Origin of the sequence: Streptomyces sp. NBC_00250 (assembly GCF_036192275.1) — a bacterium.
Taxonomy (GTDB): domain Bacteria; phylum Actinomycetota; class Actinomycetes; order Streptomycetales; family Streptomycetaceae; genus Streptomyces.
Genome location: NZ_CP108088.1, coordinates 6,402,708 through 6,425,340 on the forward strand (window position 1 = coordinate 6,402,708; position 22,633 = coordinate 6,425,340).

Here is a 22,633-nt window from a genome sequence, read left to right on the forward strand (position 1 = left end):
CCATGCCGCAGACCGACTCCGTACGGACGACACCCGCCGCCGACCCCCTCCGTACGCCGCCCCGCCCCTGGGCGGTCGTCCTGACCGCCTGCGCCGGGCAGTTCCTCGTCGTCCTCGACGTCTCCGTCGTCAACGTGGCGCTGCCCTCGATGCGGACCGACCTCGGACTCTCGGCGCTCGGTCTGCAATGGGTGCTCAACGCCTACGCGATCGCCTTCGCCGGCTTCATGCTGCTCGGCGGACGCGCCTGCGACCTCTACGGGCGGAAGGCGATGTTCCTGCTCGGTCTCGGGCTCTTCACCGCCGCCTCCGTCGCGGGCGGCCTCGCCCAGGAGGGCTGGCAACTCGTCACCGCCCGCGCCGTGCAGGGCCTCGGCGCGGCCGTCCTCTCGCCCGCCACGCTGACCCTGGTCACCAGCGCCGTCCCGGCCGGAGCCGCCCGCACCCGGGCCATCGGCACCTGGACGGCGGTCGGCGCGGCCGGCGGCGCGGCGGGCGGCTTCGTCGGCGGCCTCCTCGTCGACCTGCTGTCCTGGCGCTGGGTCCTGCTCATCAACGTCCCCGTCGGCGCCCTCGTCCTCGCGGGCGGGCTGCTCTGGCTCCGGGAGTTCCGCACCGGCGCGGGCCGCCGCCTCGACCTGCCCGGCGCCGTCCTCGTCACCGCCGGGCTCGCCACCCTCGCGTACGGCATCGTCCAGACCGAGGAGGCGGGCTGGACGGCCCCGGCCACCCTCATGACACTCTTCGGCGGGCTGGCGCTCCTCGGCGTCTTCGTCGCGGTGGAGGCGCGCACGGCGGAGCCGCTGATGCGGCTGAAGATCTTCCGTACGCGCACGGTGACTGCGGCCAACGTGGCCATCCTGCTCTGCGGTTCGAGCTCCTTCAGCATGTGGTTCTTCATGACCACCTACGCGCAGAGCGTCCTCGGGTACACCCCGCTCCAGGCCGGCCTCGCCCTGGTCCCCAGCTCCCTCAGCGTCGTCGTCGGCTCCAAGGCGGCCCCGCACCTGATGCCGAGGGTCGGCGCCCGGAACCTCGCCGTCCTCGGCGCCCTCGTCGGGGCGGCGGGCTTCGCCTGGCAGTCGACCCTCACGGCCGACGGCACCTTCCTCGGGACGATCCTGGGCCCCGGCATCCTGATGATGGCCGGCCTCGGCCTGGCCACCACACCCCTGGCCGCCCTCGCCACCTCCAGCGCCGCCCCGTCCGACGCGGGCCTCGTCTCGGGCCTGGTCAACACCTCCCGCACGATGGGCGGCGCGCTGGGCCTCGCGGTCCTCTCGACGATCGCCGCGGCGGCCACCCCCGCCGTCACCTCGGGCGCGGCGGACCCCTCGTCCCTGGTCCCGGGCTACGCGACGGCCTTCCGCACGGCGACGGCGATCCTCATCGGGGCGGCGGTGCTGATGTTCCTGTGGCTGCCCAAACAGGCGAAGACGGCGGCCGGCCGCGGGTGACAATGCCCGGGTGATATCGATCAAGAACAGACTCAGAACCTCCGTGACCGCGCTGGCCGTCGGCGCGTCCCTCCTCGTCGCACCGTCGGCCTCGGCGGAACCGGTCCTGGCCGTGACCACCGGCGCCGTGTTCAACGACCCGAACAGCACCGACGCCTCCGCCAGGGGGCGGATCCTCTCCCACCTGGCGGGGCTCGTCGACGGCGCGGAGGCGGGGTCGTCCATCCGGATCTCCCTGTACCTGTTCCAGTCCGTGTACCTGGCCAACAAGCTGGGCGACGCCCACAAGCGGGGCGTCACCGTCCAGGTCGTCGTCGACGCGGACAGCAAGTCCACCGGGCTCGAAACCCTGAAGACCCGGCTGGCGGACCCCACGGGCAGCCCCGACTCCTGGGTGCGGACCTGCAAGCCGGAGGAGGCCTGCCTGGCGCTGGACCCGGGCACCACGGCGGCGGACCCGAACGGCACGTACGACAACGTCAACCACAACAAGTTCTTCCTGTTCTCCCGTACCAAGGGCAAGGGCGACGTCTTCGTCGACGACGTGGTCGTGCAGGGCTCCGGGAACCTCACGAGCCAGGACACCGACGACTGGTGGAACGACGCGCTGACGGTCGTCGGCAACACGGAGCTGTTCGCCGCGTACACCCGGTACTCCGACGACCTGGCGGCGGCCGCCGTCGGGCAGACGCCTCAGGTCGCGGACTACGCGCACGACACCCAGGCGGGCAAGGCGAAGATCTACTTCTTCCCGCGGTCGAGCACCGACACGGTCGTCAACATCCTCGCGACGGTGGCGCCGGTCGGCACCCCGGACTCCTGCACGGGGAACTCCCCGGGCGTCGGCACCGCGGACGGCCGTACGAAGATCCGCATCGCCCAGGGCCACATCACCCGCACCGAGGTGGCCAGGAAGCTGTGGGAACTCGCCGAAGCCGGGTGCGACATCGAGATCGTCTACCGGTCGCTCGACAACTGGACGGCCGACGACACCCCCATGGGGCAGGTGGCCAACTGGCTGACCAGGCCCGTGACGGGCAAGGGCCGCATCACCCTGCACCAGCTCGACAACGACAAGCGCGGCGGCTCCGACTCCCACACCAAGTACCTGCTGGTCGAGGGCACGTACTACGGCGGCGTGAACAAGAAGATCGTCTTCACCGGCAGCCACACCTACACGACGACGGCGCTCAAGTACAACGACGAGACGCTGCTCAAGTACGAGGACGCCACGGTCTTCGACGCGTACGTGAAGAACTTCGAGGCCCAGCGGGCGGCGGCGATCGCGGGCCTTTAGACGCCGGGAGCTACAGCCACCCCTGCCGACGGGCCGCCCTGACCGCCTCCATGCGGTTGCGCGTGCCCGTCTTGCCGATCGCCGACGACAGGTAGTTCCGGACCGTCGACTCCGACAGGTGGAGGGTCGCGGCGATGTCGGCGATCGTCGCACCGTCCACCGCCGCCGCCAGGGCGTCCCGTTCGCGGGCCGTCAGCGGGTTCGGTCCCGCGCCGAGCGCCGCCGCCGCGAGGGCCGGGTCGATCACCGTCTCCCCGCGCAGGACCCGACGGATCGACTCGGCCAGCTCCTCCACGGGGCCGTCCTTCACCAGGAAGCCCGCCGCGCCCGCCTCCATCGCCCGACGGAGATAGCCCGGCCGCCCGAAGGTCGTGAGGATGAGCACCCGGCAGTCCGGGGCCTCCGTACGCAGGTCCGCCGCCGCGTCCAGGCCCGAGCGGCCCGGCAGCTCGATGTCGAGCAGCGCCACGTCGGGCCGCGCGAGCAGCGCCGCGTCCACGATCTCGTCACCCCGCCCGACCTGCGCGACGACCTCCATGTCGTGCTCCATGCCGAGCAGCAGAGCCAGCGCCCCGCGCATCATCCCCTGGTCCTCGGCGAGGAGGACTCTCACGGACTTTCCCGGGCGGTGGTCCTGCGGCATCTCGGTCACCATCAAAGGGTAGGACGGACGGCTCGCAGGACAGGGGTCGTGCGCCGTTCGGGCGAGAGCGGATCGATTCCTTCACGCCGCCTCGCGCGAAGGGCCGGCGCCGCGGAAGGACTCACGGCATCCCACCCCACCACAACGGAGCCCGTCTTCACGCGTCTTCCCCCCGGTGGTACGCGCGCCCGGAGTGACCGCATGAGCAACACGCCGCTTCCCACGGGCCCGATGTCGATGGGCATCAGGACGCCGGGTCAGTGCGCTCGGTCGTCCTCGCAGGCGTGCGGGCCGGGGGTCTCCGCGGGGAGCTCCGCGGTGACGTGGAACCCGCCCCGCGGAGCCGGTCCCGAGTCGAGGGTGCCGCCCGCCGCCGCGACCCGCTCACGGAGGCCGCGCAGGCCGCTTCCCGGGGTGGCGTCCGGGACGACGACCGGGCCCCCGCCGTCGTCGGTGACCGTGAGGCGGACCCGGTCGGCGGTGCCGTCCAGGGCGATCACGCAGCGGGACGCGCCGCTGTGCCGTACCGCGTTCGTCGTGGACTCCCGGACCACCCAGCTGAGCAGGGCCTCCGTCTGTGGTTCGAGGAGCGGGCCCGAGCGGCGCACGACCGGCTCGATGCCGGCCGAGGACAGTGCGTCGCGCGCCCGGTCCAGCTCGGTGGCGAGGCTGCCCTCGCGGTAGCCGGTGACGGCCTCCCTGATCTCGGTGAGCGCCTGCCGGCCCACCGCCTCGATGTCCGCCACCTGGGCGAGGGCCGCGTCGAGGTCGCGCGGTGCCAGCCGGCGTACGACCTCCGACTTCACCACGATCACCGAGAGCGTGTGACCGAGCAGGTCGTGCAGGTCGCGGGAGAACCGCAACCGCTCCTTCTCGACGGCCGCCCTGGCCAGTTCCTCCCGGGTCGCCCGGAGTTGCCGGACCGATTCGTCGAGCGCGAGGATCGCCGCCGTCACCATCACGGACATGAACGTGCCGTACACGACGCCGATGGAGTCCCAGCTGTCCCGCCAGAACGTCACCGCCCCCACCGCCACGACCAGCGGGGGACTGACCCATCGAAGCAGCCTCCCGTGCCGCACCACCGCCCCGACCGCGAGGCCAAGGAGCGGGAAGAGCAGCAGCCACTCCCTCCCGTAACCGATGGCGAGCGCGAAGGTCAGCACCCCGAGTGCGGCGAGGAGTCCCCAGGTCAGCGGCGTCTCCCGGCTGGGCGGGTGGCAGGCGCGGAAGACGATCGCGATGTAGAGGGTGTTGAAGGTGATCAGCCCGAGGCTGCCGATCCACGGGTTCGGGGCCTGGCCGCCGAGCAGGTGGGAGAGCGCGCCCAGGCCCATCAGCAGCCAGGGGAGGAGGCTGAGCCCGTTCGGGCCCCGCTCCCATTGCTGCTGATCGCGCACCACCTTGAAGAATCGCCGGATGTTCCTCACAGCCGCCCCCTCATACCGTCCTTGCCGAACGACGGTACGAGACCGCCGCGTATGTGCCGAAGAGCGCCGCCCACCCGAGCAGTACGGCCAGGGGCGCCGCCCCCGGCGCCGTCCCCTCCGTCACCGCCACGCCCAGCTCGGCGAAACGGTTCGTCGGCGTGAACTCCGAGACCGTGCGGAGCCAGTCGGGGAAGAGCACGACAGGGAACCACAGTCCGCCCACCACCGTGAGCCCCAGGCTGCAGGCGACGTTCACGACCCCCGTCGTCTGCGCCGTGAGCCGGTAGCCGTTACCGAGGCCGAGCAGGCTGAAGGGGAGCGAGCCCAGCCAGAGCGTGACGGCGACGGCGCCCCACTGCCAGGCGGCCATGCGCACGCCGTTGGCCAGACCGCCCGCCACCAGAACCCCCGCGATGGCCGGCAGTACGACGACCGAACCGGTCAGGGCGCGCCCCACCACCACCTGTCGGGGCGTCATGGGCGTGATCCGCATCTGCCGCAGCCAGCCCGTGGACTTGTCCTCGGCGACGCCCGTACCGAGGGAGAGTGCGGCGCCGAGCGCCCCGTACGCCGCCATCCCGACCATCGCGGCCTTCTTGTACGCGCCGTCGTCCCCGTCGCCGAGGTTGGTGAAGAGGAGGTACATCATCACCGGCACACCGATCGTCGAGATGACGAATCCGGCGTCGCGCAGGGTCCTGCGCACTTCCAGGCGTACGTACGCGGTGATCATCGGACCGTCTCCAGGGTGGTGAGGGGGCTCTGTGTCAGGGCGAGGAAGGCGTCGTCCAGGGAGACCGGGGTGACTTCGAGGTGCCTGATCGCGTCCCGCTCCGCCAGCGCCCGTACGGTCCCGTCGGAGTCCCCGGTACGCAGCCGGGCACGGTCGCCCTTCACCTCGTACGAGGTGACGCCGGGCAGCAGGCCGAGCCACTCCGTCGGGCCGCCCGCCAGGTCGAAGGAGACCAGGTTTCCGCCGGCGGCCCGCTTGAGCTCCTCGCTCGTACCGGCGGCGACGATCCGGCCGGAGTCGAGGACGACGATCCGGTCGGCGTACGCGTCGGCCTCCTCCAGGTAGTGGGTGGAGAAGAGCACGGTGTTGCCCCGGCGTGCGTAGCCCCGCATCGAGTGCCAGAACTCCTGGCGCGCTTCGACGTCGAGCGCGGCCGTCGGTTCGTCCAGGACGATCAGCTCCGGGTTCCCGACCAAGGCGACGGCGAACCGGACCCGCTGTGTCTGGCCGCCCGAGAGCCCGTCGACCCGGCGGCCCGCGAGCTCGCCGAGCCCGGCGAGCGCCAGCGCCTCCGCGACCGGCATCGGCGCCGGGTAGGTCCGGGCGACGAAGGAGACCAGCTCGTGGACCGTGACGCGGGGGACCGCTCGACCCTCCTGAAGCATCGCGCCGATCCGGCCGGCGGCCACCGCGCGGTCCGGTGTGCCGCCGAAGAGCTCGACCCGGCCGCTGTCGGGCTCGTCGAGGCCGAGGAGCAGGCTGACGGCGGTCGACTTGCCGGCGCCGTTGCGGCCGAGCAGGGCCACCGTCTCGCCGCGCCGGACGGTGAGGTCGATCCCGTCGGCGGCGCGGACGGCGCCGAAGGTCTTGGTCACGTCGTGAAAGGCGACCGCCGGTTCGTCCGTGTCCCTTGTCATGGGGTCCTTTGTCATGAGGACGACGTTACGAATCCGCCGGCCCCACCGGCAGGCGCGTACGTACGGACCTGGCCGTGACAAATGTACTGAGAGGCACTTCTGACGTACCGTCAGGTGACGGCTGTCGGGAGGGTTCCCAACTCTCCCCGCCTCGGCTATACATGGGGATCACCGACCTAGAACGCGTTCTAGAACGGCCGCGTACGGGAAGGTCCCCGCACGGCCTCGGTGCGGCCGACGGTGCGGACGGCCGTGCCGAGGTCTTCCCCGCCACGAGGAGCAGCAGCCCGATGCCCATCGACCCCGCCAAGGCCGTCGCCGCCGAACCCCGCAGCGCCGAGATCTCCTGGGACCACAAGGACGTCCAGCTCTACCACCTGGGACTGGGCGCCGGCACCCCGGCGACCGACCCCGACGAGCTCCGCTACACCCTCGAATCCAGGCTCCACGTCCTGCCCAGTTTCGCCACCGTCGCGGGCGCCGGAATGGGCGTCGTCGGCGGGCTCTCCGCCCCCGGCGTCGACATCGACCTCGCCGCCGTCCTGCACGGCGGCCAGTCGATCACCCTCCACCGCCCCGTCCCCGTGGCCGGCCGGGCCGTCACCACCTCCCGGGTCGCCGCCGTGTACGACAAGGGCAAGGCCGCCGTCCTCGTCCTGCGCTCCGAGGTCGCCGACGCCGACGGCCCGCTGTGGACCAGCGACGCGCAGATCTTCGTACGGGGAGAGGGCGGCTGGGGCGGCGACCGCGGACCCTCCGAGCGCCTCGAACTCCCCGGCCGCGACCCCGACAAGACCGTCGAACGGCCCGTACGCGAGGACCAGGCGCTGCTCTACCGGCTCTCCGGCGACTGGAACCCGCTCCACGCCGACCCCGAGTTCGCCGCGCTCGCCGGCTTCGACCGGCCGATCCTGCACGGACTCTGCACGTACGGCATGACCCTCAAGGCGGTGGTGGACACGATGCTCGGCGGAGACGTCGCCCGCGTCCGCTCGTACCGCACCCGATTCGCCGGGGTCGTCTTCCCCGGCGAGACGCTGCGCATCCGGATGTGGGCCGACGAGGGCCGCGTCCAGGTGACCGTGACGGCCGTGGAGCGCGCCGACGCGCCCGTGCTCGCCGACACCCTCGTCGAACACTCCTAGACCCATCCCGGCACTCGTAGACCCATCCCGGAGGGAGCCGCACCATGCGCGCAGCCGTACTGCACGAGATCGGCCAGGACAAGCTCGAAGTCGTCGACGACGTCGAGGCGGTGGGCTTCGGCCCCGGCAAGGTGAAGATCCGGGTCCGGGCCACCGGCCTCTGCCACTCCGACGTCTCCGCGATGAGCGGCGTCCTCCCGCAGCCCGCCCCCTTCATCCCCGGCCACGAGGGTGCGGGCGAGATCCTCGACGTCGGCGACGGCGTCACCGGACTCACCCAGGGCCAGCGCGTCCTGCTCTGCTGGCTGCCCGCCTGCGGCAGCTGTCCCGCCTGCAAGCGCGGCCAGACCCAGCTGTGCCTGGCCGGCTTCATGAACGCCGGAACGCCCAACTTCAAGCGCCCCGGCGGGGACGTCTTCGGCTTCGCCGGCACCGGCACCTTCACCGAGGAGGTCGTCGTCGACGCGGGCTGCGCCGTCCCCATCCCCGACGACGTGCCCTTCGACATCGCCGCCCTCATCGGCTGCGGCGTCACCACCGGACTCGGCGCGGCCATCAACACCGCCAAGGTGGAGGCCGGTTCCTCGGTTGCCGTCATCGGCTGCGGAGGCGTCGGCATCTCCGCGATCCAGGGAGCCAAACTCCAGGGCGCCGCCCAGATCATCGCCGTCGACCCCGTCGAGTCCCGCCGCGAGGCCGCGCTGCGCTTCGGCGCCACCGAGGCCGTCGCCCCGGACGCGCTCGCCGACGCCAAACAGCGGATCACCGCCGGCGAAGGCTTCGACTACGTCTTCGAGGTCGTCGGCAAGTCCGCCACCGCCCGCACCGCGTACGAGAACACCCGGCGCGGCGGCACCCTCTGCGTCGTCGGCGCGGGCGCCCTCGACGACTACCTCCAGATCAGCATGTTCGAGCTGTTCTTCGACGAGAAGCGGATCCTGCCCTCCATGTACGGCGGCGGCGACGTCCTCCGCTCCTACGAGCGGGCCATCGCGCTCTGGCGGGCCGGCCGCATCGACCTGGAGTCGCTCATCACCCACCGGGTCCCGCTCGCCGGCATCAACGAGGCCCTGGAACAGATGCGGACGGGTGCCGCGCTCCGTACCTGCATCGAGATCTGAGAGGACCCCGACCCATGTCACTCCCTCTTGAGGGACTGAGCGCGATCGTCACCGGCGCGGGCCGGGGGCTCGGCCGCGCCGAGGCCCTGGAACTGGCCCGGCTCGGCGCGGCCGTCGTCGTCAACGACTACGGCCAGCCCGGCCGCGACGGCTCGGGAGCGGCCTCCGCCGCACCCGCCGAGGAGGTCGCCGCCGAGATCAGGGCGACGGGCGGCACAGCGATCGCACACCTCGGCGACATCGCCGACTTCGAGACGGCGCGGTCCCTGATCGACCTGGCCGTCGCCGAGTTCGGCAAGCTGGACATCCTGGTCAACAACGCGGGCATCCTGCGCGACCGGATGGTCTTCTCGATGAGCGAGGAGGAGTGGGACTCGGTCATACGGGTCCACCTCAAGGGCCACTTCAACAGCACCCACTTCGCGGCGGTGCACTGGAGGACCCGCGCGAAGGCGGGGGAGTCCGGCGTGTACGGCCGGATCGTCAACACCTCGTCCGAGGCCTTCCTCGCGGGTTCGGCCGGCCAGCCCAACTACGCGGCGGCCAAGGGCGGCATCGTGGGCCTGACCACCTCGTCGGCACTCGCGCTCGCCCGCTACGGGGTGACGGCCAACGCCATCTGCCCGCGGGCGCGCACCCGGATGACGGAGGACGTCTTCGCCGGCTTCGCCGAGCCGACGGCCGAGGGCGACCTCGACCCGCTGTCCCCCGAGCACGTGGCGCCGCTCGTCGGCTACCTCGCCTCCCCGGCGGCGGCCGGGGTCAACGGCCAACTGCTCGTCGTCCACGGCGGGATGGTCGCGATCGTGGACCGGCCCAAGGTCGCGGCGAAGTTCGACACGGCCAAGGAGGCGTTCACGTACGAGGAACTCGACGGCCTGCTGACCCCGCACTACGCGGCCCGCCCGGCGGGCGAGACGTTCGCGGCGTCGGAGGTGCTCGGCCTGAAGAAGGGCTGAGACCGGGCCCGACGAGGCTTCGGCGGGCGCATGCCCACCGGCCGGGGTGCGGCCCGGTCGGAAGGGGGATGGTGGGGAAGGCGAAGGGCCCCGGGGTGACCCGGGGCCCTTCGCCTCACCTCGTACCGCTACCTGAAGCGGCCTCAGCGGCCGTGCGCGTCGGGCTCGCGGCGGTGGCGGCCGTGCGGGGAGGACGCGGAGTCCTCCGTCGGCGCGGCCTCACCGCGGTGCTTGCCGGAGCCGTTCGGCTCCTGCCCGGTCGTGCTGGTTTCCGACATGGTCGAACTCACCCCGTTGACATCGGTCCTGCTGTGCAGCCCGAGAGTCTAACCAGCGGGTTTCCCGTCGGTGAGCGGAGCCTGCTGCAACGGCACCGGACGGCACACCCGGGGCTCCTCGACGTCCTCCGCCGCCATCGTCCCGGGGGCCGCCCCGGGCCCCGGTTCGGGCTCCGGCGGCAGCTCCACGTCCGCGAGTCCGCACGGCGCCCCGGCCGTCGCGTACGGCAGCCGGAGCACGCCCCCGGCCGTCCACAGGCCCGCCCCCGCCTGCCACCCCACGGGTGCGGCCAAGTGGCCCATCCGGCGGGCCGAAGGCTGCCAGGTCCCCACCCAACTGCCGCCCGCCGCGTCGATCCGCAGCGCCACCGCGCAGCTCTCCGGCATCAGCACCTGCCCCGGCTGCACGGCGAACGGCGTCACCGCCGCGTCGTCCAGCCGCAGACACTCCGGGAACCGCACCGGCAGCAGACTCCCGAGCACACCCCAGCCCAGCCGGTCGTGCCCCGGTGACGGCGCGTCGGAACGGATCAGCAGCAGCCCGCTGTCCGGATCCGCCAGGAGCAGCCGGTCGTTGCTGTCCTCGGTGATCTGCAGCAGCGGCGTCACCTCCCCGCCCCGTTCCAGGTCGACGGCGACCGCCTTCACCGGCCGGTCGTCGAGCCGCCGGTCGAGCGCGAGCATCCGGCCCGTACGGTCGAGCCACACCCCGCCCGAACAGCGGCCCTTGACCTCCGCCACCTGCTCGGGACCGAAGGCGCCGCCCGCGACCAGCCACAGGGAGGTCGTGTCGGGACCCACGCACATCGCGTACGCGCAGATGCCGTCCGGCGAGGGCGGCAGCAGCACCAGGTGCTCGGAGCCCGGTGCCTCCACGGCTCCGAGCCGCAGCTCCCCGGTGGCCGGGCCCGTGGGGTAGAGCAGCGAGAACGTGTTCCGCCGCCCGTCCACCCGGCGGGCCACCAGGACCCGGCCGTCGGCGAGGGGCAGCAGCTGGGTGCCGGGCTCCTCCGGCTGGTCGAGGGGGAGCGGGACGGCGTACGGCTCCGGGCCGTCGAGGGTCCACCGCTCCACGTACAGGGCGTCCCCGTCGCCCGCGAGCCTGGCCGCGTACGCGCCGTTCGCCGTGATCGTGAAACCCGTCGGCCAGGCGGCGCCCCCGGGGCGCTCCCCGTCGCGGTCGTCGTCCTCGGCCGTGGTCTCGATGGCACACGCTGTCATCGACTCGTCACCTCCGGCCACGAAGCTAGTTTTCGCACTTCCAGCCGAACAACACGAGCAGGGTCACTTCACACATAAGGGTGGCTGTGCGGCGATTCGACTGAGGGGTGGGGGGCGGTTGTGCTGGAGTTGCCGGTGGTGAGTAAGGTAAGGCGAACCTAAACGGAGCCTGTGGCTCCGCCCGTTCACCCGGACGGACGTACGCTCCGGCCGGTCGCGCCCGTATCCCCGCCAGGACACGTACAGGAGCCTTCTCATGTCCCTCCGCCGTCGCGGCACCGCCGCCGCCGTCGCCCTCGCCGCCGCGCTCTCGCTCGCGGCCTGCGGAGGAGGCGACGGATCCGACGCCTCCGCGAAGGAGGACACGACCAAGAAGAAGGACGTCGCCACCGGCGGCAAGGACTTCGGCGACGCCGCCGCGAAGACCGCGGCCATGGGTACGGACGCCAAGGCCGGCCAGTTCCCGCGCACCCTCACCCACGCCCTCGGCAAGACCGAGCTGAAGGCCGCCCCCAAGCGGGTCGTCGTCCTCGACGTCGGCGAGTTCGACAACGTCGTCTCCCTCGGCATCCAGCCCGTCGGCTACGCCCCCGCCGAAGGCGACGACGGCATCCCCGGCTACCTCGAGAAGGACGCCGGCACCCCGAAGTCCGTCGGCACGATCAACAACCTCAACCTCGAGGCCATCGCCAACCTCCAGCCCGACCTGATCCTCGGCAGCCAGCTGCGCGCCGCGGACAAGTACGACGAGCTGTCGAAGATCGCGCCGACCGTGTTCTCCATCCGTCCGGGCTTCACCTGGAAGGAGAACTACCTCCTCAACGCCGCCGCGCTCGACAAGACGTCCGAGGCGAAGGAGAAGCTCGCCGCGTACGAGACCAAGGCGAAGCAGCTCGGCACGGACCTCGGCACGAACAAGCCGACCGTCTCGATGGTCCGCTACCTCCCCGGCAAGATCCGCCTGTACGCGAAGGCGTCCTTCATCGGCACGATCCTGGAGGACACCGGCCTGCCGCGGCCCGAGAACCAGCAGATCGACGACCTCGCGGCCGAGATCAGCCCGGAGAAGATCGACGAGGCCGACGGCGACTGGATCTTCACCGGCGTGTACGGCGAGGCCAAGGCCACCAAGAAGGACACCGCCCAGGCCAACCCGCTCTGGAAGAACCTCAAGGCCGTCAAGGCCGGCCAGGCCAAGGACGTCCCGGACGAGACCTGGTACCTCGGCCTCGGCGTGACGGCGGCGAACAGCGTCCTCGACGACCTGCGCGGCTACCTCGTGAAGAAGTAGCGCAAGCGGACTTCCACCCACCCGGACACCGGGCCGGACTGCGGGGCACCGAGGACAGGTAGCCTTTCCTCGTGCCCCGCCTGTCTGAAGTCATCGCCGCGCTCGACGCCCTCTGGCCACCAGAGCGGGCCGAGTCGTGGGACGCCGTCGGCACCGTCTGCGGTGACCCCGACGCCGAGGTCACCCGTGTGCTCTTCGCCGTCGACCCCGTCCAGGAGATCGCCGACGAGGCGATCGCCCTCGGCGCCGACCTGATCGTCACCCACCACCCGCTCTATCTGCGCGGGACGACGACCGTCGCGGCCGGTCACTTCAAGGGCCGCGTCGTGCACGGCCTCATCAAGCACGACATCGCCCTCCACGTCGCGCACACCAATGCCGACACCGCCGACCCCGGCGTCTCCGACGCCCTCGCCGGCGCACTCGACCTCCGTGTCACCGGCCCCCTCGTGCCCGAGAACAACCTCGGCCGGATCTGCGAGCTCGACCACCCCGAGACCCTCGCCGAGTTCGCCGCCCGCGCGGCGAAGCGGCTGCCCGCCACCGCGCAGGGCATCCGGGTCGCGGGCGATCCCGGCATGACCGTGCGCCGCGTCGCCGTCAGCGGCGGCTCCGGCGACAGCCTCTTCGACGCCGTACGGGCCGCCGGAGTGGACGCCTTCCTCACCGCCGACCTGCGCCACCACCCCGTCTCGGAGGCGACCCAGCAGTCGCCTCTGGGCCTGGTCGACGCCGCCCACTGGGCCACCGAATGGCCCTGGTGCGAGCAGGCGGCCGCCCAGCTCGACGAGATTTCCGACCGTCACGGCTGGGACCTCCGCGTCCACGTCTCGAAGACGGTCACCGACCCCTGGTCCTCCCACCACACCTCCCCTGGAGCCCCCAACTGAACGCCGCGCCCGCCGACCAGATCCGCCTCCTCGACGTCCAGGCCCTCGACGTCCGCCTCCAGCAGCTCGCGCACAAGCGCCGGTCGCTCCCCGAGCACGCCGAGATCGAGTCGCTGACCAAGGACCTCACCCAGCTGCGTGACCTGCTCGTCGCCGCGCAGACCGAGGAGAGCGACTGCGGCCGTGAGCAGACCAAGGCCGAGCAGGACGTCGACCAGGTCCGTCAGCGGGCCGCGCGCGACCAGCAGCGCCTCGACTCGGGCGCCGTGTCCTCCCCGAAGGACCTGGAGAACCTGCAGCGCGAGATCGTCTCGCTCGCCAAGCGCCAGGGCGACCTGGAGGAGATCGTCCTCGAGGTCATGGAGCGCCGCGAGTCCGCGCAGGAGCGCCTCGCCGAGCTGACCGAGCGGGTCTCCGCCGTCCAGGCCAAGACGGACGACGCGACCGCCCGCCGCGACGCCGCCGAGGGCGAGTTCGACGCCGAGGAGGCGTCCGTGGAGAAGGAGCGCGAGCTCGTCGCGGGCACCGTCCCGGCGGACCTCCTGAAGCTGTACGAGAAGCTGCGCGTCCAGCAGGGCGGCGTCGGCGCGGCCCGGCTGTACCAGCGCAAGTGCGAGGGCTGCCACATCGAGCTCAACATCACCGAGGTGAACGAGGTCCGTGCCGCCGCCAAGGACGAGGTCCTGCGCTGCGAGAACTGCCGCCGCATCCTCGTCCGCACCTCGGAGTCCGGCCTGTAATGACGTCTCCGTCCCCGTCTTCGCGTGAGGTGATCGTCGAGGCCGACGGGGGTTCCCGGGGCAACCCGGGGCCCGCGGGGTACGGGGCGGTCGTCCTCGACCCCGTGACGGGCGAGACGCTCGCGGAGGCGGCCGAGTACATCGGCGTGGCGACGAACAACGTCGCCGAGTACAAGGGCCTGGTCGCAGGCCTGAAGGCGGCGCGGGCACTGTTCCCCGACGTCACCGTCCACGTCCGGATGGACTCCAAGCTGGTCGTGGAGCAGATGTCCGGCCGCTGGAAGATCAAGCACCCGGACATGAAGCCGCTGGCGGCCGAGGCGGGCCGGGTCTTCCCGGCGGGCCGGGTCCGCTACGAGTGGATCCCGCGCGAGCGCAACAAGCACGCGGACCGGCTCGCGAACGAGGCGATGGACGCGGGCAAGCAGGGCCGCCAGTGGGAGCCGTCCGCGTCGACGGCCGCCCTGGACACCTCGGCCGCCCGCAACGCCGCGGCCCCGCCCCCGTCGGGCCCGCCCGGCGACGCGACGGCGGGCGCGGCCCGCGCCCGCGCGGCGCTGGGTGCGCGGCCGGGCGTCACGGAGGCCACCGGGCCCTCCGGCGCCGTCGGCCGTACGGGCACGACCGGGGGATCCCTCGGCACGGCCGCCTGGCCGAGTGGCGCGTCGCGCCCGTCCGGCCCCGCCGCCGAGCCGGACGACGGCCTGTTCGCCGCCGAGGAGGCCCTCACGGCACCGGCCTCGGGAGACTTCGAGGCGCAGGCGGGCGCCACGGCCCCGACCGGCCGCGCCGCGCGGACCCACGCGCCGGAGCCCGAGGCGGCGCCCACGGGGACGCCCGCCGAGCCCACCGGGCCCGAGGAGGCGGGGAGCGCCGCAGCACCCGCCCCCGCCGTGTCCGCCGGGTCCGCACCCGCGCCCACCGCACCGGCCGGGCAGCCGGCCCCCGCCACCACGGCCGCCCCCGGTCAGGGCTGGTCCGGCGGGCCCGACATGAGCGCGCCCGCCACCTTCGTACTCCTGCGCCACGGCGAGACGGCGCTCACGCCCGAGAAGCGGTTCTCCGGGAGCGGGGGGACCGATCCCGAGCTCTCGGCGGCCGGGCTCCGGCAGGCCGAGGCCGTCGCGGAGGCGCTGGCCGCGCGCGGGACCGTCCAGGAGATCGTCAGCTCGCCGCTCACCCGCTGCCGCCAGACCGCCGCCGCCGTCGCCGCCCGCCTCGGGCTCGACGTGCGCGTCGATCAGGGGCTGCGCGAGACCGACTTCGGCGCGTGGGAGGGGCTGACCTTCGGCGAGGTGCGGGAGCGCCACCCCGAGGACCTCGACGCCTGGCTCGCCTCGCCGAAGGCCGCGCCCACCGGCGGCGGCGAGAGCTTCGCGACCGTCGCCCGGCGCGTCGCCGCGACCCGGGACCGGCTGACCGCCGCCCACGCGGGCCGGACCGTCCTCCTCGTCACCCACGTCACGCCGATCAAGACCCTGGTCCGGCTCGCGCTCGGCGCCCCGCCGGAGTCGCTGTTCCGGATGGAGCTGTCAGCCGCGTCGATCTCGGCGGTCGCCTACTACGCCGACGGCAACGCGTCCGTACGGCTCCTCAACGACACCTCCCACCTGCGGTAGCCGGGCAGGGGCGGCGAGCTCCCGCAAAGGGGTGGCGCGGGGACCGCTCCGCGTACCACCATCCCGTCATGACCTGGCACTTCACCGAAGACACCGCCGCCTTCCGTGCCGCGGCGGGGAGACACCTCGCCGCCGAGCCCGCCCGTAACACCGCCGTGCTCACCCTCATGGACCGGGCGGACCGACTGGGCTGGTGGGCCGAGCCGGACGGCCGGGTCACCGGGGTCCTCGCGGTCTCCCCGTCGGGGGCCCTCGACCTCGGGGCGACCACGGAGGAGGCGGCCCTCGCCCTCGCCCTCCGAGCGGGGGAGGCGCCCGTCCTCGCCCTCCGAGCGGGGCAGGAGCCCACGGAGGTCCGTGGCGAGACGGGCACGGTGGAGGCGTACGCCGAGGCCTCCGGCCGCCCCTGGGCGCCGGTCGTCCGGATGCGGCTCTTCCGGCTCGGCGAGCTGACCCCGCCGGACCCGGCCCCGGCCGGCCGGCACCGGATCGCGACCGAGGCCGACGTCCCGCTCGTCGCGGCCTGGACGAGCGAGTTCGCGTCGGCCATCGGGGACGAGCCCGCCGAGGACTACACCGGTTTCGTCACCGAGCGGATCTCCGAAGGCCGCCTTGTCCTCTGGGAGACGCCCGGCGGCCGCGCGGTCTCGATGGCCGCCGTCTCCCGCACGATCGAGGGTCAGGCCCGCGTCCACCTCGTCTACACCCCGCCCGCCGAGCGCGGCCACGGGTACGCGGCGGGGGCCACCGAGGCCGTCAGCCGGCTCGCGGCCGACGCCCTCGGTGCCACCCAGGTCCTGCTCTTCACGGACCTCTCCAACCCCACCAGCAACGCCCTCTACCAGCGCCTCGGCTACCGCCCGGTGACCGACCACCTGGGCGTCGCGTTCAACGGACCCGCCCGCTGACGGGCCCCCGCAGCGCCGCCGCCTCCCGCGCCAGCGTCTCCACCCGGGCCCAGTCGCGGGCGGCGAGGGCGTCGGGCGGCAGCATCCACGTACCGCCGACGCAGCCGACGTTCGGCAGGGCGAGGTAGGCGGGGGCGGAGGCCAGGGAGACTCCGCCCGTCGGGCAGAAACGGGCCTGGGGGAGCGGCCCCGCCAGGGACTTCAGGTACGGAACGCCGCCCGCCGCCTCGGCCGGGAAGAACTTCATCTCCTCCACGCCCCGTTCGAGCAGCGCCACGACCTCCGAGGTCGTCGACACCCCCGGCAGGAACGGCACTCCGGACTCCCGCATCGCGCCGAGCAGCCGCTCCGTCCACCCGGGGCTGACCAGGAACCGGGCCCCGGCGCCCACCGCGTCGGCGACCCCGGCCGCCGAGACGACCGTGCCCGCGCCGACGACCGCGTCCGGCACCTCGGCCGCGATCGCGCGTACGGCGTCGAGCGCGGCCGGGGTACGCAGGGTGACCTCGATGAGCGGCAGCCCGCCGGCCACCAGGGCCCGGGCCAGCGGCACGGCGTCGACGGCGTCCTCGATCACGACCACCGGGACGACGGGGACGCCGGGGGTTCCCGGGGCAGGGGAGGCTTCCGGGGCAAGGTCGAACACGCTCGTCATGGGCGTCATCCTGCCCACGACGAGCGTCACACGCAACGAGCGTTGCGCAGGGTGCAACGGACGGTCAGTGGATCTCGTCCACCAGCACGTCGAGCGCCCCCGGCTTCCCACTCTCCTCCACCACGTACCGCAGGTCCCGCAGCGCCACCACCAGCTCCTCCGGCGAACGCGGCACCGCGCCCGCCTCAAGGAGACTCCGGACGATCCGGCCCTTCGTCGCCTTGTTGAAGTGGCTGACCACCTTCCGGGTCGGCGCGTGCAGCACCCGCACCGTCGCCGTCCGCGCCGCCACCTCCCCCTTCGGCTTCCACGCGGACGCGTACGCCGACGAGCGCAGGTCCAGGACGAGCCCGTCCCCGGCCGCCTCGGGCAGGACGGACGCCATCGCGTCCCGCCAGTGCCCGCCGAGCGCGCCGAGCCCCGGCAGCTTGACCCCCATCGAGCAGCGGTACGACGGAATCCGGTCGGTCACCCGCACCGCGCCCCACAGCCCCGAGAACACGAGCAGGGACCGCCCCGCCCGCCTCTTGGCCGCCGCGTCCAGGGACGCCAGACCCAGCGCGTCGTACAGCACACCCGTGTAGATCTCCCCGGCCGGCCGCGCGCCCGCCGTCCGCAGGTCCACGTTCTTCGCGATCTCGCCGCGCAGGCCCTCGCTCAGACCCAGCACCTCGCGCGCCTTCTCCTCGTCGGCCGCGCACAGCTCGACCAGCTCGTCCAGGACGGCCGCCCGCGCCTCCGCGAGCCCCGGCAGGGACAGCGACTCCGGCTTGAGCGGCGCCCCGCGCCCCGAGGAGGCCTTGCCCTCGGAGGGCGGCAACAGCACGAGCACGGTGGTTCTCCTTCGTCCGTACGGGGATGGGGGTGCGGCCCCAGGAGCCCAGCGTACGAGGTGCCGCACCCCTCCCCGTACGGAAAGGCACCGCACCCACCCCTTACGCGGCGCCGCGCCCACCCCCTACGAGGTGCCGCCCCCCGCCCCTCCCCATACGCTCGGTCCATGCCCCGCCGCCACATTCACGTGACCGGCGCAGCCGAGGCTCCGCTGCGGGCCGCCCTGCGCGCACTCCGTACCGAGCTCGCGATCCCCGAGGACTTCCCGCCCGCCGTCCTCGCCGAAGCCGAGGCCGCCGCGAAAGCCCCCCGACTCCCCGCCTACGACGCCACCGACCTGCCCTTCTTCACCGTCGACCCGCCGACCTCCACCGACCTCGACCAGGCCATGCACCTGGCCCGCAGGTCCGACGGCGGCTACCGCGTCCATTACGCCATCGCCGACGTCGCCGCCTTCGTCACCCCCGGCTCCGCCCTCGACGCCGAGGCCCACCGGCGCGTCCTCACCCTCTACTTCCCCGACGGCAAGGTCCCCCTCCACCCCGCCGTTCTCTCCGAGGGCGCCGCCAGCCTCCTCCCCGGCGAGCCCCGCCCCGCCCTCCTGTGGCGCATCGACCTCGACGCGGAAGGCCGCCGCGTCGCCACCGACGTCCGCCGCGCCCTCGTCCGCAGCCGCGCCAAACTCGACTACGCGGGCGTGCAGAAGCAGATCGACACGGGCACCGCCGAGGAACCCGTCGCCCTCCTCCGCGACATCGGACGCCTCCGCGAAGCCCTCGAAGCCGAACGCGGCGGGATCTCCCTCAACGTCCCCGAGCAGGAGGTCGTCGAGCAGGACCACACCTATTCCCTCGCCTACCGGGCCCCGCTCCCCGCCGACGGCTGGAACGCCCAGATCTCCCTCCTCACCGGCATGGCCGCCGCCGACCTCATGACCGCCGCGGGCACCGGCATCCTGCGCACCCTCCCCACCGCCCCCGACGGCGCCGTCGCCCGCCTGCGCCGCTCCGCGCAGGCCCTCGGCGTCGACTGGCCCCACCACGTCTCGTACGCCGACGTCGTCCGCGCCGCCGACCCCACCGACCCGCGCCACGCCGCCTTCCTCCAGGAGTGCACCACCCTGCTCCGCGGCGCCGGATACACCGTCTTCACCGACGGCCACATCCCCACCCCCGCCGTGCACGCCGCCGTCGCCGACGAGTACACCCACTGCACCGCGCCCCTGCGCCGCCTCGTCGACCGGTACGCGGGCGAGCTGTGCGTGGCGGCCGTCGCGGGCGACGAACCGCCCGAGTGGGTACGCGCCGCCCTGCCCGCCCTGCCCGACGAGATGGCCGACGGCTCGCGCCGCGCCAACACCGTCGAACGCGAGAGCGTCGACATCGTCGAGGCGGCGCTCCTGCGGGAACGCGTCGGCGAGATCTTCGACGCGTACGTGATCGACGTGAAGGAACGCGAACCGGCCGTCGGCACCGTCCACCTCGACGACCCGGCGGTCGTCGCCCGCATCGAGGGCGGCGACTCCCGCCTGCCGCTGGGGGAGTGGCTGCGGGTCAGGCTCGCGGAAGCGGACCCGGGGACGGCGAAGGTGCTGTTCGCGCCCGCGTGACGGCCGGGCCCAGCTCGCGGTACAGGGCGCGCGCGTCGTCGGCGTGGAACCGGATCAGCCGTACGGGCCGGGGCGCGCCGAAGAAGCGGGGCGCGTCGACGGGCTCGGTCAGCTCGACGGTGACGGAGGTCTGCGAACCGACGGCGAGGTTCAGCTCGCCCTCGGCCTTCTCGTGCGAGAACACCAGCTCGTGACGGACGGACGCGATCCGGTCGAGGGGCACGGACACGTCGACGTGCGCGGCCTGCCGCAGCCGCAGGACGTCCCCGGCGAGGGTGTGCGGGCGGGTCACGGAGGCGGCGTGAAGCCCGAGGACGAAGAGCACGGTGTAGACGTCCAGGACGAGCACGATCGCGTGGACGACGGGCCAGTCGGCGAGCAGATACGACATGCCGACGCTCTCGACCAGGCACACGAACGCGAAGCCGTACATGAGCGCCGCCTGGTCCCGCGCGTGCGGGAACACCCCGTCGACGCCGTCGACCCCGTGCGGGCGCCGTGCCACCCACCGCCCCAGACTCGTCATGATCCGCAGCTCGTGCCCCGTGATCCGCAGCACCGGCTCGGGCACGAGCTCGTGGACGGCCGCCCGCCGGGAGAACCCCCTCCGGCGCAGCCGCAGATAGGCGAGACCTTCGGCGAGGAGAAGCGCGACCATGAGGAGCTCGGCGCCGGCCCACACGGCGGCGGACATCCGGACCCCGCCGACGAGAAGGACGGCGAGGACGACCTCGGCGGGGAGAGCGACGTAGGCGACGAGGCGGAGAAGCCGGAGGCCGCCACTTCTGCGGCCGGTCATGGGCTCTGCCGGCGTCATCGCTCCAGCTCCGGTCATCGCTGCTCCGGCCATCGGCCCCGCTCCCGTCATCGGCCCCGCTCCGGTCATCGGCCCTGCTCCCGTCGGTCCCGGACCAGGCGCATCGCCAGGTGGATGGCCGCGGACTGCGCCGGGGCGAGGTCCGCGAAGAGGGCGTCGGCGAGAGAGGTGTCGGACGTACCGGTGGTGGTGCCGCCCGGCGCGGCGGCCGGGATCTCGACCCCCAGCTCGTCCGGCAGGCAGGCGGCGAGCACCCGCGCGGCCTCGGCGACCCGGGGGTCGTCCGCCTCCGCCCCGGAGAGGGCGTCGAGCAGCGGGTACACCTCGTGCGCGTGCTCCGCCGCCCCCTCCATCAGGCCCATCAGCCGCGCCCGTTCCTCCTCGGGCACGACGACGTCGAGCAGGGCCAGGATCTGCCGGTCCTTCGCCGCCATCGGGGACTCGGGCAGCTCGCCCAGGCCCGCGAGCAGGGCGGTGAGCTCCGGCGACATGGGCCCGTCGGCGGGCAGCCGCCCGGCCCGGGCCTCGTCGAGGAGCGCGGAGAGACGTTCCCGGCGCGCCCGGATCTCCGCCTCCTGTCGTGCCAGGTCCTCCGCGAGCTCCTCCAGCACGTCGGCGAGCCCCCGCCCCTCGTCGTCGGCGAGCACGCCCCGTACCTCGTCGAGCCCGAGCCCCAGCTCGGTGAGCCGCCGGATACGGGCGAGCAGCACGGCGTCCCGGACGCCGTACTCCCGGTATCCGTTGGCCCGCCGCGCGGGCTCGGGCAGCAGGCCCGACTGGTGGTAGTGCCGCACGGCGCGGGGGGTGACCCCGACCAGGGCGGCGATCTCGCCGATACGCATGCGCCCAGTAGAAACCCTGACGCTGCGGCAAGGTCAAGCGGTCACTCCGGGGACCGTCCCCGATCATGTGCCACGATCGGGGGAACGACCTCGATCACAGGGACGGCGGGTGCCTCGATGTCCGACGATCACGACATGACTGCCATGCCGCACGCACCACTCACGCAGGCCGACCGCCTGCTGGAGGGCTTCTTGGCGCTGGAGACGCCGGAGGGCTTCCGGGCGGAGCTGATCGAAGGGGAGATCGTCGTGACGCCGCCGCCGGACGGGGACCACGAGGACTACATCAGCCGGATCGTCACGCAGGTGATCCGCAAGTCGGTGACCGGGATGGATTTCTCCGGGAACAAGGGGCTGACCCTGAAGGAGGCCCCCGGGGCCCCGAGGGACCACGTCATCCCCGACGGGACGTTCGCGCCGGAGGCCCGGCGCCTGTTCCGGGGCGCGGACTCCTGGATGCCCTGCGAGGGCGTTGCCCTCGTCCTCGAAGTCACCTCGCGCCGCCCGAACGTCGACCGTGACATCAAGCGCCGCTGCTACGCCCGTGGCGGCATCCCGCTCTACCTGCTCGTCGACCGGGACACATCGACGGTGACGCTCTTCAGCGACCCGGAGGACGGCGAGTACCTCCGGCGGGACCTCGCGCCCTTCGGCAAGTCCCTCCCCCTCCCCGCCCCCTTCGGCTTCGACCTGGAGACGGCCGACTTCCTCTGAGGCCGACTTCCTCCGAGGCCGGCCGCCTCCGAAACGGCGGGTAGCATGGTCGGCACGGCAGACGAGCCGGGCGGGCGGCCGCGTGGAGATCCTCGGATCTTCCCGAGGAACGTCCGGGCTCCACAGAGCAGGGTGGTGGCTAACGGCCACCCGGGGTGACCCGCGGGACAGTGCCACAGAAAACAGACCGCCGGGGGCTTCGGTCCTCGGTAAGGGTGAAACGGTGGTGTAAGAGACCACCAGCGCCTGAGGTGACTCAGGCGGCTAGGTAAACCCCACTCGGAGCAAGGTCAAGAGGGGACACCTCGGTGTCCCTGCGCGGATGTTCGAGGGCTGCTCGCCCGAGTCCGCGGGTAGACCGCAGGAGGCCGGCGGCAACGCCGGTCCTAGATGGATGGCCGTCGCCCCGACGACCGCGAGGTCCCGGGGCACAGAACCCGGCGTACAGCCCGACTCGTCTGTCGGCCCACGTGGGGAGGGCCCCCGCCCAGGCGCTACGCCCGGGCAGGGTCC

General features: G+C 73.2%; 22 protein-coding genes and 1 other RNA gene. 13 read left to right on the forward strand and 10 right to left on the reverse strand.

Annotated features, from left to right (window positions below):
* Positions 1 to 2 precede the first annotated feature (2 nt).
* Together OG259_RS28985 and OG259_RS28990 are read left to right on the forward strand one after the other, a co-directional pair.
* Positions 3 to 1,457 (forward strand): MFS transporter, encoded by a 1,455-nt coding sequence (locus OG259_RS28985; RefSeq protein ID WP_328944926.1) that lies wholly within the window; start codon positions 3 to 5, stop codon positions 1,455 to 1,457.
* A 43-nt stretch (positions 1,458 to 1,500) separates the two neighbouring features.
* Positions 1,501 to 2,754 carry a phospholipase D-like domain-containing protein gene (locus OG259_RS28990; protein ID WP_328944927.1) on the forward strand — a complete coding sequence of 418 codons (1,254 nt, stop codon included), beginning with the start codon at positions 1,501 to 1,503 and terminating at the stop codon, positions 2,752 to 2,754.
* 10 nt (positions 2,755 to 2,764) lie between these two features.
* Here OG259_RS28990 and OG259_RS28995 read toward each other — a convergent pair whose 3' ends face one another.
* The 4 genes from OG259_RS28995 to OG259_RS29010 all read right to left on the reverse strand — a co-directional run bounded on the left by OG259_RS28995 (position 2,765) and on the right by OG259_RS29010 (position 6,492).
* Positions 2,765 to 3,397, reverse strand: a complete 633-nt coding sequence (locus OG259_RS28995; protein WP_328947207.1) for a response regulator transcription factor — start codon at positions 3,395 to 3,397, stop codon at positions 2,765 to 2,767.
* Between the two features lie 257 nt (positions 3,398 to 3,654).
* Positions 3,655 to 4,827: a sensor histidine kinase gene (locus tag OG259_RS29000; protein WP_328944928.1), complete on the reverse strand. Its 1,173-nt coding sequence runs from the start codon at positions 4,825 to 4,827 to the stop codon at positions 3,655 to 3,657.
* 10 nt (positions 4,828 to 4,837) lie between these two features.
* The gene (locus tag OG259_RS29005; protein WP_443052037.1) at positions 4,838 to 5,560 is read right to left on the reverse strand and encodes an ABC transporter permease; all 723 of its coding nucleotides are present in this window, start codon (positions 5,558 to 5,560) and stop codon (positions 4,838 to 4,840) included.
* Positions 5,557 to 6,492 carry an ABC transporter ATP-binding protein gene (locus OG259_RS29010; RefSeq protein ID WP_443052038.1) on the reverse strand — a complete coding sequence of 312 codons (936 nt, stop codon included), beginning with the start codon at positions 6,490 to 6,492 and terminating at the stop codon, positions 5,557 to 5,559. The genes OG259_RS29005 and OG259_RS29010 overlap by 4 nt, the downstream gene beginning before the upstream one ends.
* Positions 6,493 to 6,767: 275 nt before the next feature.
* Between OG259_RS29010 and OG259_RS29015 the strand changes: the two genes are divergently transcribed.
* Genes OG259_RS29015 through OG259_RS29025 form a run of 3 tightly spaced genes read left to right on the forward strand, consistent with a single transcriptional unit; the run spans position 6,768 to position 9,702 of the window.
* On the forward strand, positions 6,768 to 7,622 hold the full coding sequence (locus OG259_RS29015; protein WP_328944929.1) for a MaoC/PaaZ C-terminal domain-containing protein: 855 nt from the start codon (positions 6,768 to 6,770) through the stop codon (positions 7,620 to 7,622).
* Between the two features lie 44 nt (positions 7,623 to 7,666).
* Positions 7,667 to 8,743, forward strand: coding sequence for a Zn-dependent alcohol dehydrogenase (locus OG259_RS29020; protein ID WP_328944930.1), 1,077 nt, complete (start codon positions 7,667 to 7,669; stop codon positions 8,741 to 8,743).
* A gap of 14 nt (positions 8,744 to 8,757) precedes the next feature.
* A complete protein-coding gene (locus OG259_RS29025; protein WP_328944931.1) occupies positions 8,758 to 9,702 on the forward strand; it encodes a 3-oxoacyl-ACP reductase in 945 nt (314 codons plus the stop codon).
* A 143-nt stretch (positions 9,703 to 9,845) separates the two neighbouring features.
* Here OG259_RS29025 and OG259_RS29030 read toward each other — a convergent pair whose 3' ends face one another.
* On the reverse strand, positions 9,846 to 9,980 hold the full coding sequence (locus OG259_RS29030) for a hypothetical protein (protein WP_328944932.1): 135 nt from the start codon (positions 9,978 to 9,980) through the stop codon (positions 9,846 to 9,848).
* A 48-nt stretch (positions 9,981 to 10,028) separates the two neighbouring features.
* Complete coding sequence (locus tag OG259_RS29035) at positions 10,029 to 11,201, reverse strand: hypothetical protein (RefSeq protein WP_328944933.1); 1,173 nt, start codon at positions 11,199 to 11,201, stop codon at positions 10,029 to 10,031.
* A gap of 256 nt (positions 11,202 to 11,457) precedes the next feature.
* Between OG259_RS29035 and OG259_RS29040 the strand changes: the two genes are divergently transcribed.
* From OG259_RS29040 to OG259_RS29060, 5 genes are all read left to right on the forward strand, one after another.
* On the forward strand, positions 11,458 to 12,492 hold the full coding sequence (locus OG259_RS29040) for an ABC transporter substrate-binding protein (RefSeq protein WP_328944934.1): 1,035 nt from the start codon (positions 11,458 to 11,460) through the stop codon (positions 12,490 to 12,492).
* 71 nt (positions 12,493 to 12,563) lie between these two features.
* Entirely contained in the window at positions 12,564 to 13,382 is an 819-nt protein-coding gene (locus tag OG259_RS29045) for a Nif3-like dinuclear metal center hexameric protein (protein ID WP_328944935.1), read from the forward strand.
* Positions 13,379 to 14,122 (forward strand): zinc ribbon domain-containing protein, encoded by a 744-nt coding sequence (locus OG259_RS29050; RefSeq protein ID WP_328947210.1) that lies wholly within the window; start codon positions 13,379 to 13,381, stop codon positions 14,120 to 14,122. The genes OG259_RS29045 and OG259_RS29050 overlap by 4 nt, the downstream gene beginning before the upstream one ends.
* The gene (locus tag OG259_RS29055) at positions 14,122 to 15,741 is read left to right on the forward strand and encodes a bifunctional RNase H/acid phosphatase (protein ID WP_328944936.1); all 1,620 of its coding nucleotides are present in this window, start codon (positions 14,122 to 14,124) and stop codon (positions 15,739 to 15,741) included. Before OG259_RS29050 ends, OG259_RS29055 begins: the two co-directional genes overlap by 1 nt.
* 68 nt (positions 15,742 to 15,809) lie before the next feature.
* Positions 15,810 to 16,649, forward strand: a complete 840-nt coding sequence (locus tag OG259_RS29060) for a GNAT family N-acetyltransferase (RefSeq protein ID WP_328944937.1) — start codon at positions 15,810 to 15,812, stop codon at positions 16,647 to 16,649.
* Here OG259_RS29060 and eda read toward each other — a convergent pair.
* Both eda and yaaA read right to left on the reverse strand, forming a co-directional pair.
* Positions 16,630 to 17,304, reverse strand: coding sequence for a bifunctional 4-hydroxy-2-oxoglutarate aldolase/2-dehydro-3-deoxy-phosphogluconate aldolase (gene eda / locus OG259_RS29065; protein WP_328944938.1), 675 nt, complete (start codon positions 17,302 to 17,304; stop codon positions 16,630 to 16,632). The two genes, OG259_RS29060 and eda, sit on opposite strands and share 20 nt — an antisense overlap.
* 64 nt (positions 17,305 to 17,368) lie before the next feature.
* The gene (gene yaaA / locus OG259_RS29070) at positions 17,369 to 18,136 is read right to left on the reverse strand and encodes a peroxide stress protein YaaA (RefSeq protein ID WP_328944939.1); all 768 of its coding nucleotides are present in this window, start codon (positions 18,134 to 18,136) and stop codon (positions 17,369 to 17,371) included.
* A 168-nt stretch (positions 18,137 to 18,304) separates the two neighbouring features.
* On the opposite strand from yaaA, the gene OG259_RS29075 reads away from it, so the two are divergent.
* Complete coding sequence (locus OG259_RS29075) at positions 18,305 to 19,747, forward strand: RNB domain-containing ribonuclease (RefSeq protein ID WP_328944940.1); 1,443 nt, start codon at positions 18,305 to 18,307, stop codon at positions 19,745 to 19,747.
* On the opposite strand, the gene OG259_RS29080 is transcribed toward OG259_RS29075, so the two are convergent.
* Both OG259_RS29080 and OG259_RS29085 read right to left on the reverse strand, forming a co-directional pair.
* A complete protein-coding gene (locus OG259_RS29080; RefSeq protein ID WP_328944941.1) occupies positions 19,692 to 20,564 on the reverse strand; it encodes a hypothetical protein in 873 nt (290 codons plus the stop codon). The genes OG259_RS29075 and OG259_RS29080 overlap by 56 nt on opposite strands.
* Before the next feature lie 65 nt (positions 20,565 to 20,629).
* Entirely contained in the window at positions 20,630 to 21,406 is a 777-nt protein-coding gene (locus OG259_RS29085; RefSeq protein WP_328944942.1) for a MerR family transcriptional regulator, read from the reverse strand.
* Between the two features lie 135 nt (positions 21,407 to 21,541).
* Between OG259_RS29085 and OG259_RS29090 the strand changes: the two genes are divergently transcribed.
* Both OG259_RS29090 and rnpB read left to right on the forward strand, forming a co-directional pair.
* Entirely contained in the window at positions 21,542 to 22,120 is a 579-nt protein-coding gene (locus OG259_RS29090) for a Uma2 family endonuclease (RefSeq protein ID WP_328944943.1), read from the forward strand.
* A gap of 62 nt (positions 22,121 to 22,182) precedes the next feature.
* Positions 22,183 to 22,581, forward strand: an RNA gene (gene rnpB, locus OG259_RS29095) — RNase P RNA component class A.
* Positions 22,582 to 22,633 lie beyond the last annotated feature (52 nt).

Bases quoted from the DNA above. Each gene is read 5' to 3' on its own strand.
- OG259_RS29035 (WP_328944933.1), bottom strand. From the start codon at position 11,201: ATGACAGCGTGTGCCATCGAGACCACGGCCGAGGACGACGACCGCGAC.
- OG259_RS29055 (WP_328944936.1), top strand. From the start codon at position 14,122: ATGACGTCTCCGTCCCCGTCTTCGCGTGAGGTGATCGTCGAGGCCGAC.
- eda (WP_328944938.1), bottom strand. From the start codon at position 17,304: ATGACGAGCGTGTTCGACCTTGCCCCGGAAGCCTCCCCTGCCCCGGGA.
- OG259_RS29090 (WP_328944943.1), top strand. From the start codon at position 21,542: ATGACTGCCATGCCGCACGCACCACTCACGCAGGCCGACCGCCTGCTG.
- OG259_RS28985 (WP_328944926.1), top strand. From the start codon at position 3: ATGCCGCAGACCGACTCCGTACGGACGACACCCGCCGCCGACCCCCTC.
- OG259_RS29085 (WP_328944942.1), bottom strand. From the start codon at position 21,406: ATGCGTATCGGCGAGATCGCCGCCCTGGTCGGGGTCACCCCCCGCGCC.
- OG259_RS29080 (WP_328944941.1), bottom strand. From the start codon at position 20,564: ATGACGCCGGCAGAGCCCATGACCGGCCGCAGAAGTGGCGGCCTCCGG.
- OG259_RS29020 (WP_328944930.1), top strand. From the start codon at position 7,667: ATGCGCGCAGCCGTACTGCACGAGATCGGCCAGGACAAGCTCGAAGTC.
- OG259_RS29060 (WP_328944937.1), top strand. From the start codon at position 15,810: ATGACCTGGCACTTCACCGAAGACACCGCCGCCTTCCGTGCCGCGGCG.
- OG259_RS29030 (WP_328944932.1), bottom strand. From the start codon at position 9,980: ATGTCGGAAACCAGCACGACCGGGCAGGAGCCGAACGGCTCCGGCAAG.
- OG259_RS29005 (WP_443052037.1), bottom strand. From the start codon at position 5,560: ATGATCACCGCGTACGTACGCCTGGAAGTGCGCAGGACCCTGCGCGAC.
- OG259_RS29025 (WP_328944931.1), top strand. From the start codon at position 8,758: ATGTCACTCCCTCTTGAGGGACTGAGCGCGATCGTCACCGGCGCGGGC.
- OG259_RS29010 (WP_443052038.1), bottom strand. From the start codon at position 6,492: ATGACAAAGGACCCCATGACAAGGGACACGGACGAACCGGCGGTCGCC.
- OG259_RS29015 (WP_328944929.1), top strand. From the start codon at position 6,768: ATGCCCATCGACCCCGCCAAGGCCGTCGCCGCCGAACCCCGCAGCGCC.
- OG259_RS29075 (WP_328944940.1), top strand. From the start codon at position 18,305: ATGCCCCGCCGCCACATTCACGTGACCGGCGCAGCCGAGGCTCCGCTG.
- OG259_RS28995 (WP_328947207.1), bottom strand. From the start codon at position 3,397: ATGCCGCAGGACCACCGCCCGGGAAAGTCCGTGAGAGTCCTCCTCGCC.
- OG259_RS29040 (WP_328944934.1), top strand. From the start codon at position 11,458: ATGTCCCTCCGCCGTCGCGGCACCGCCGCCGCCGTCGCCCTCGCCGCC.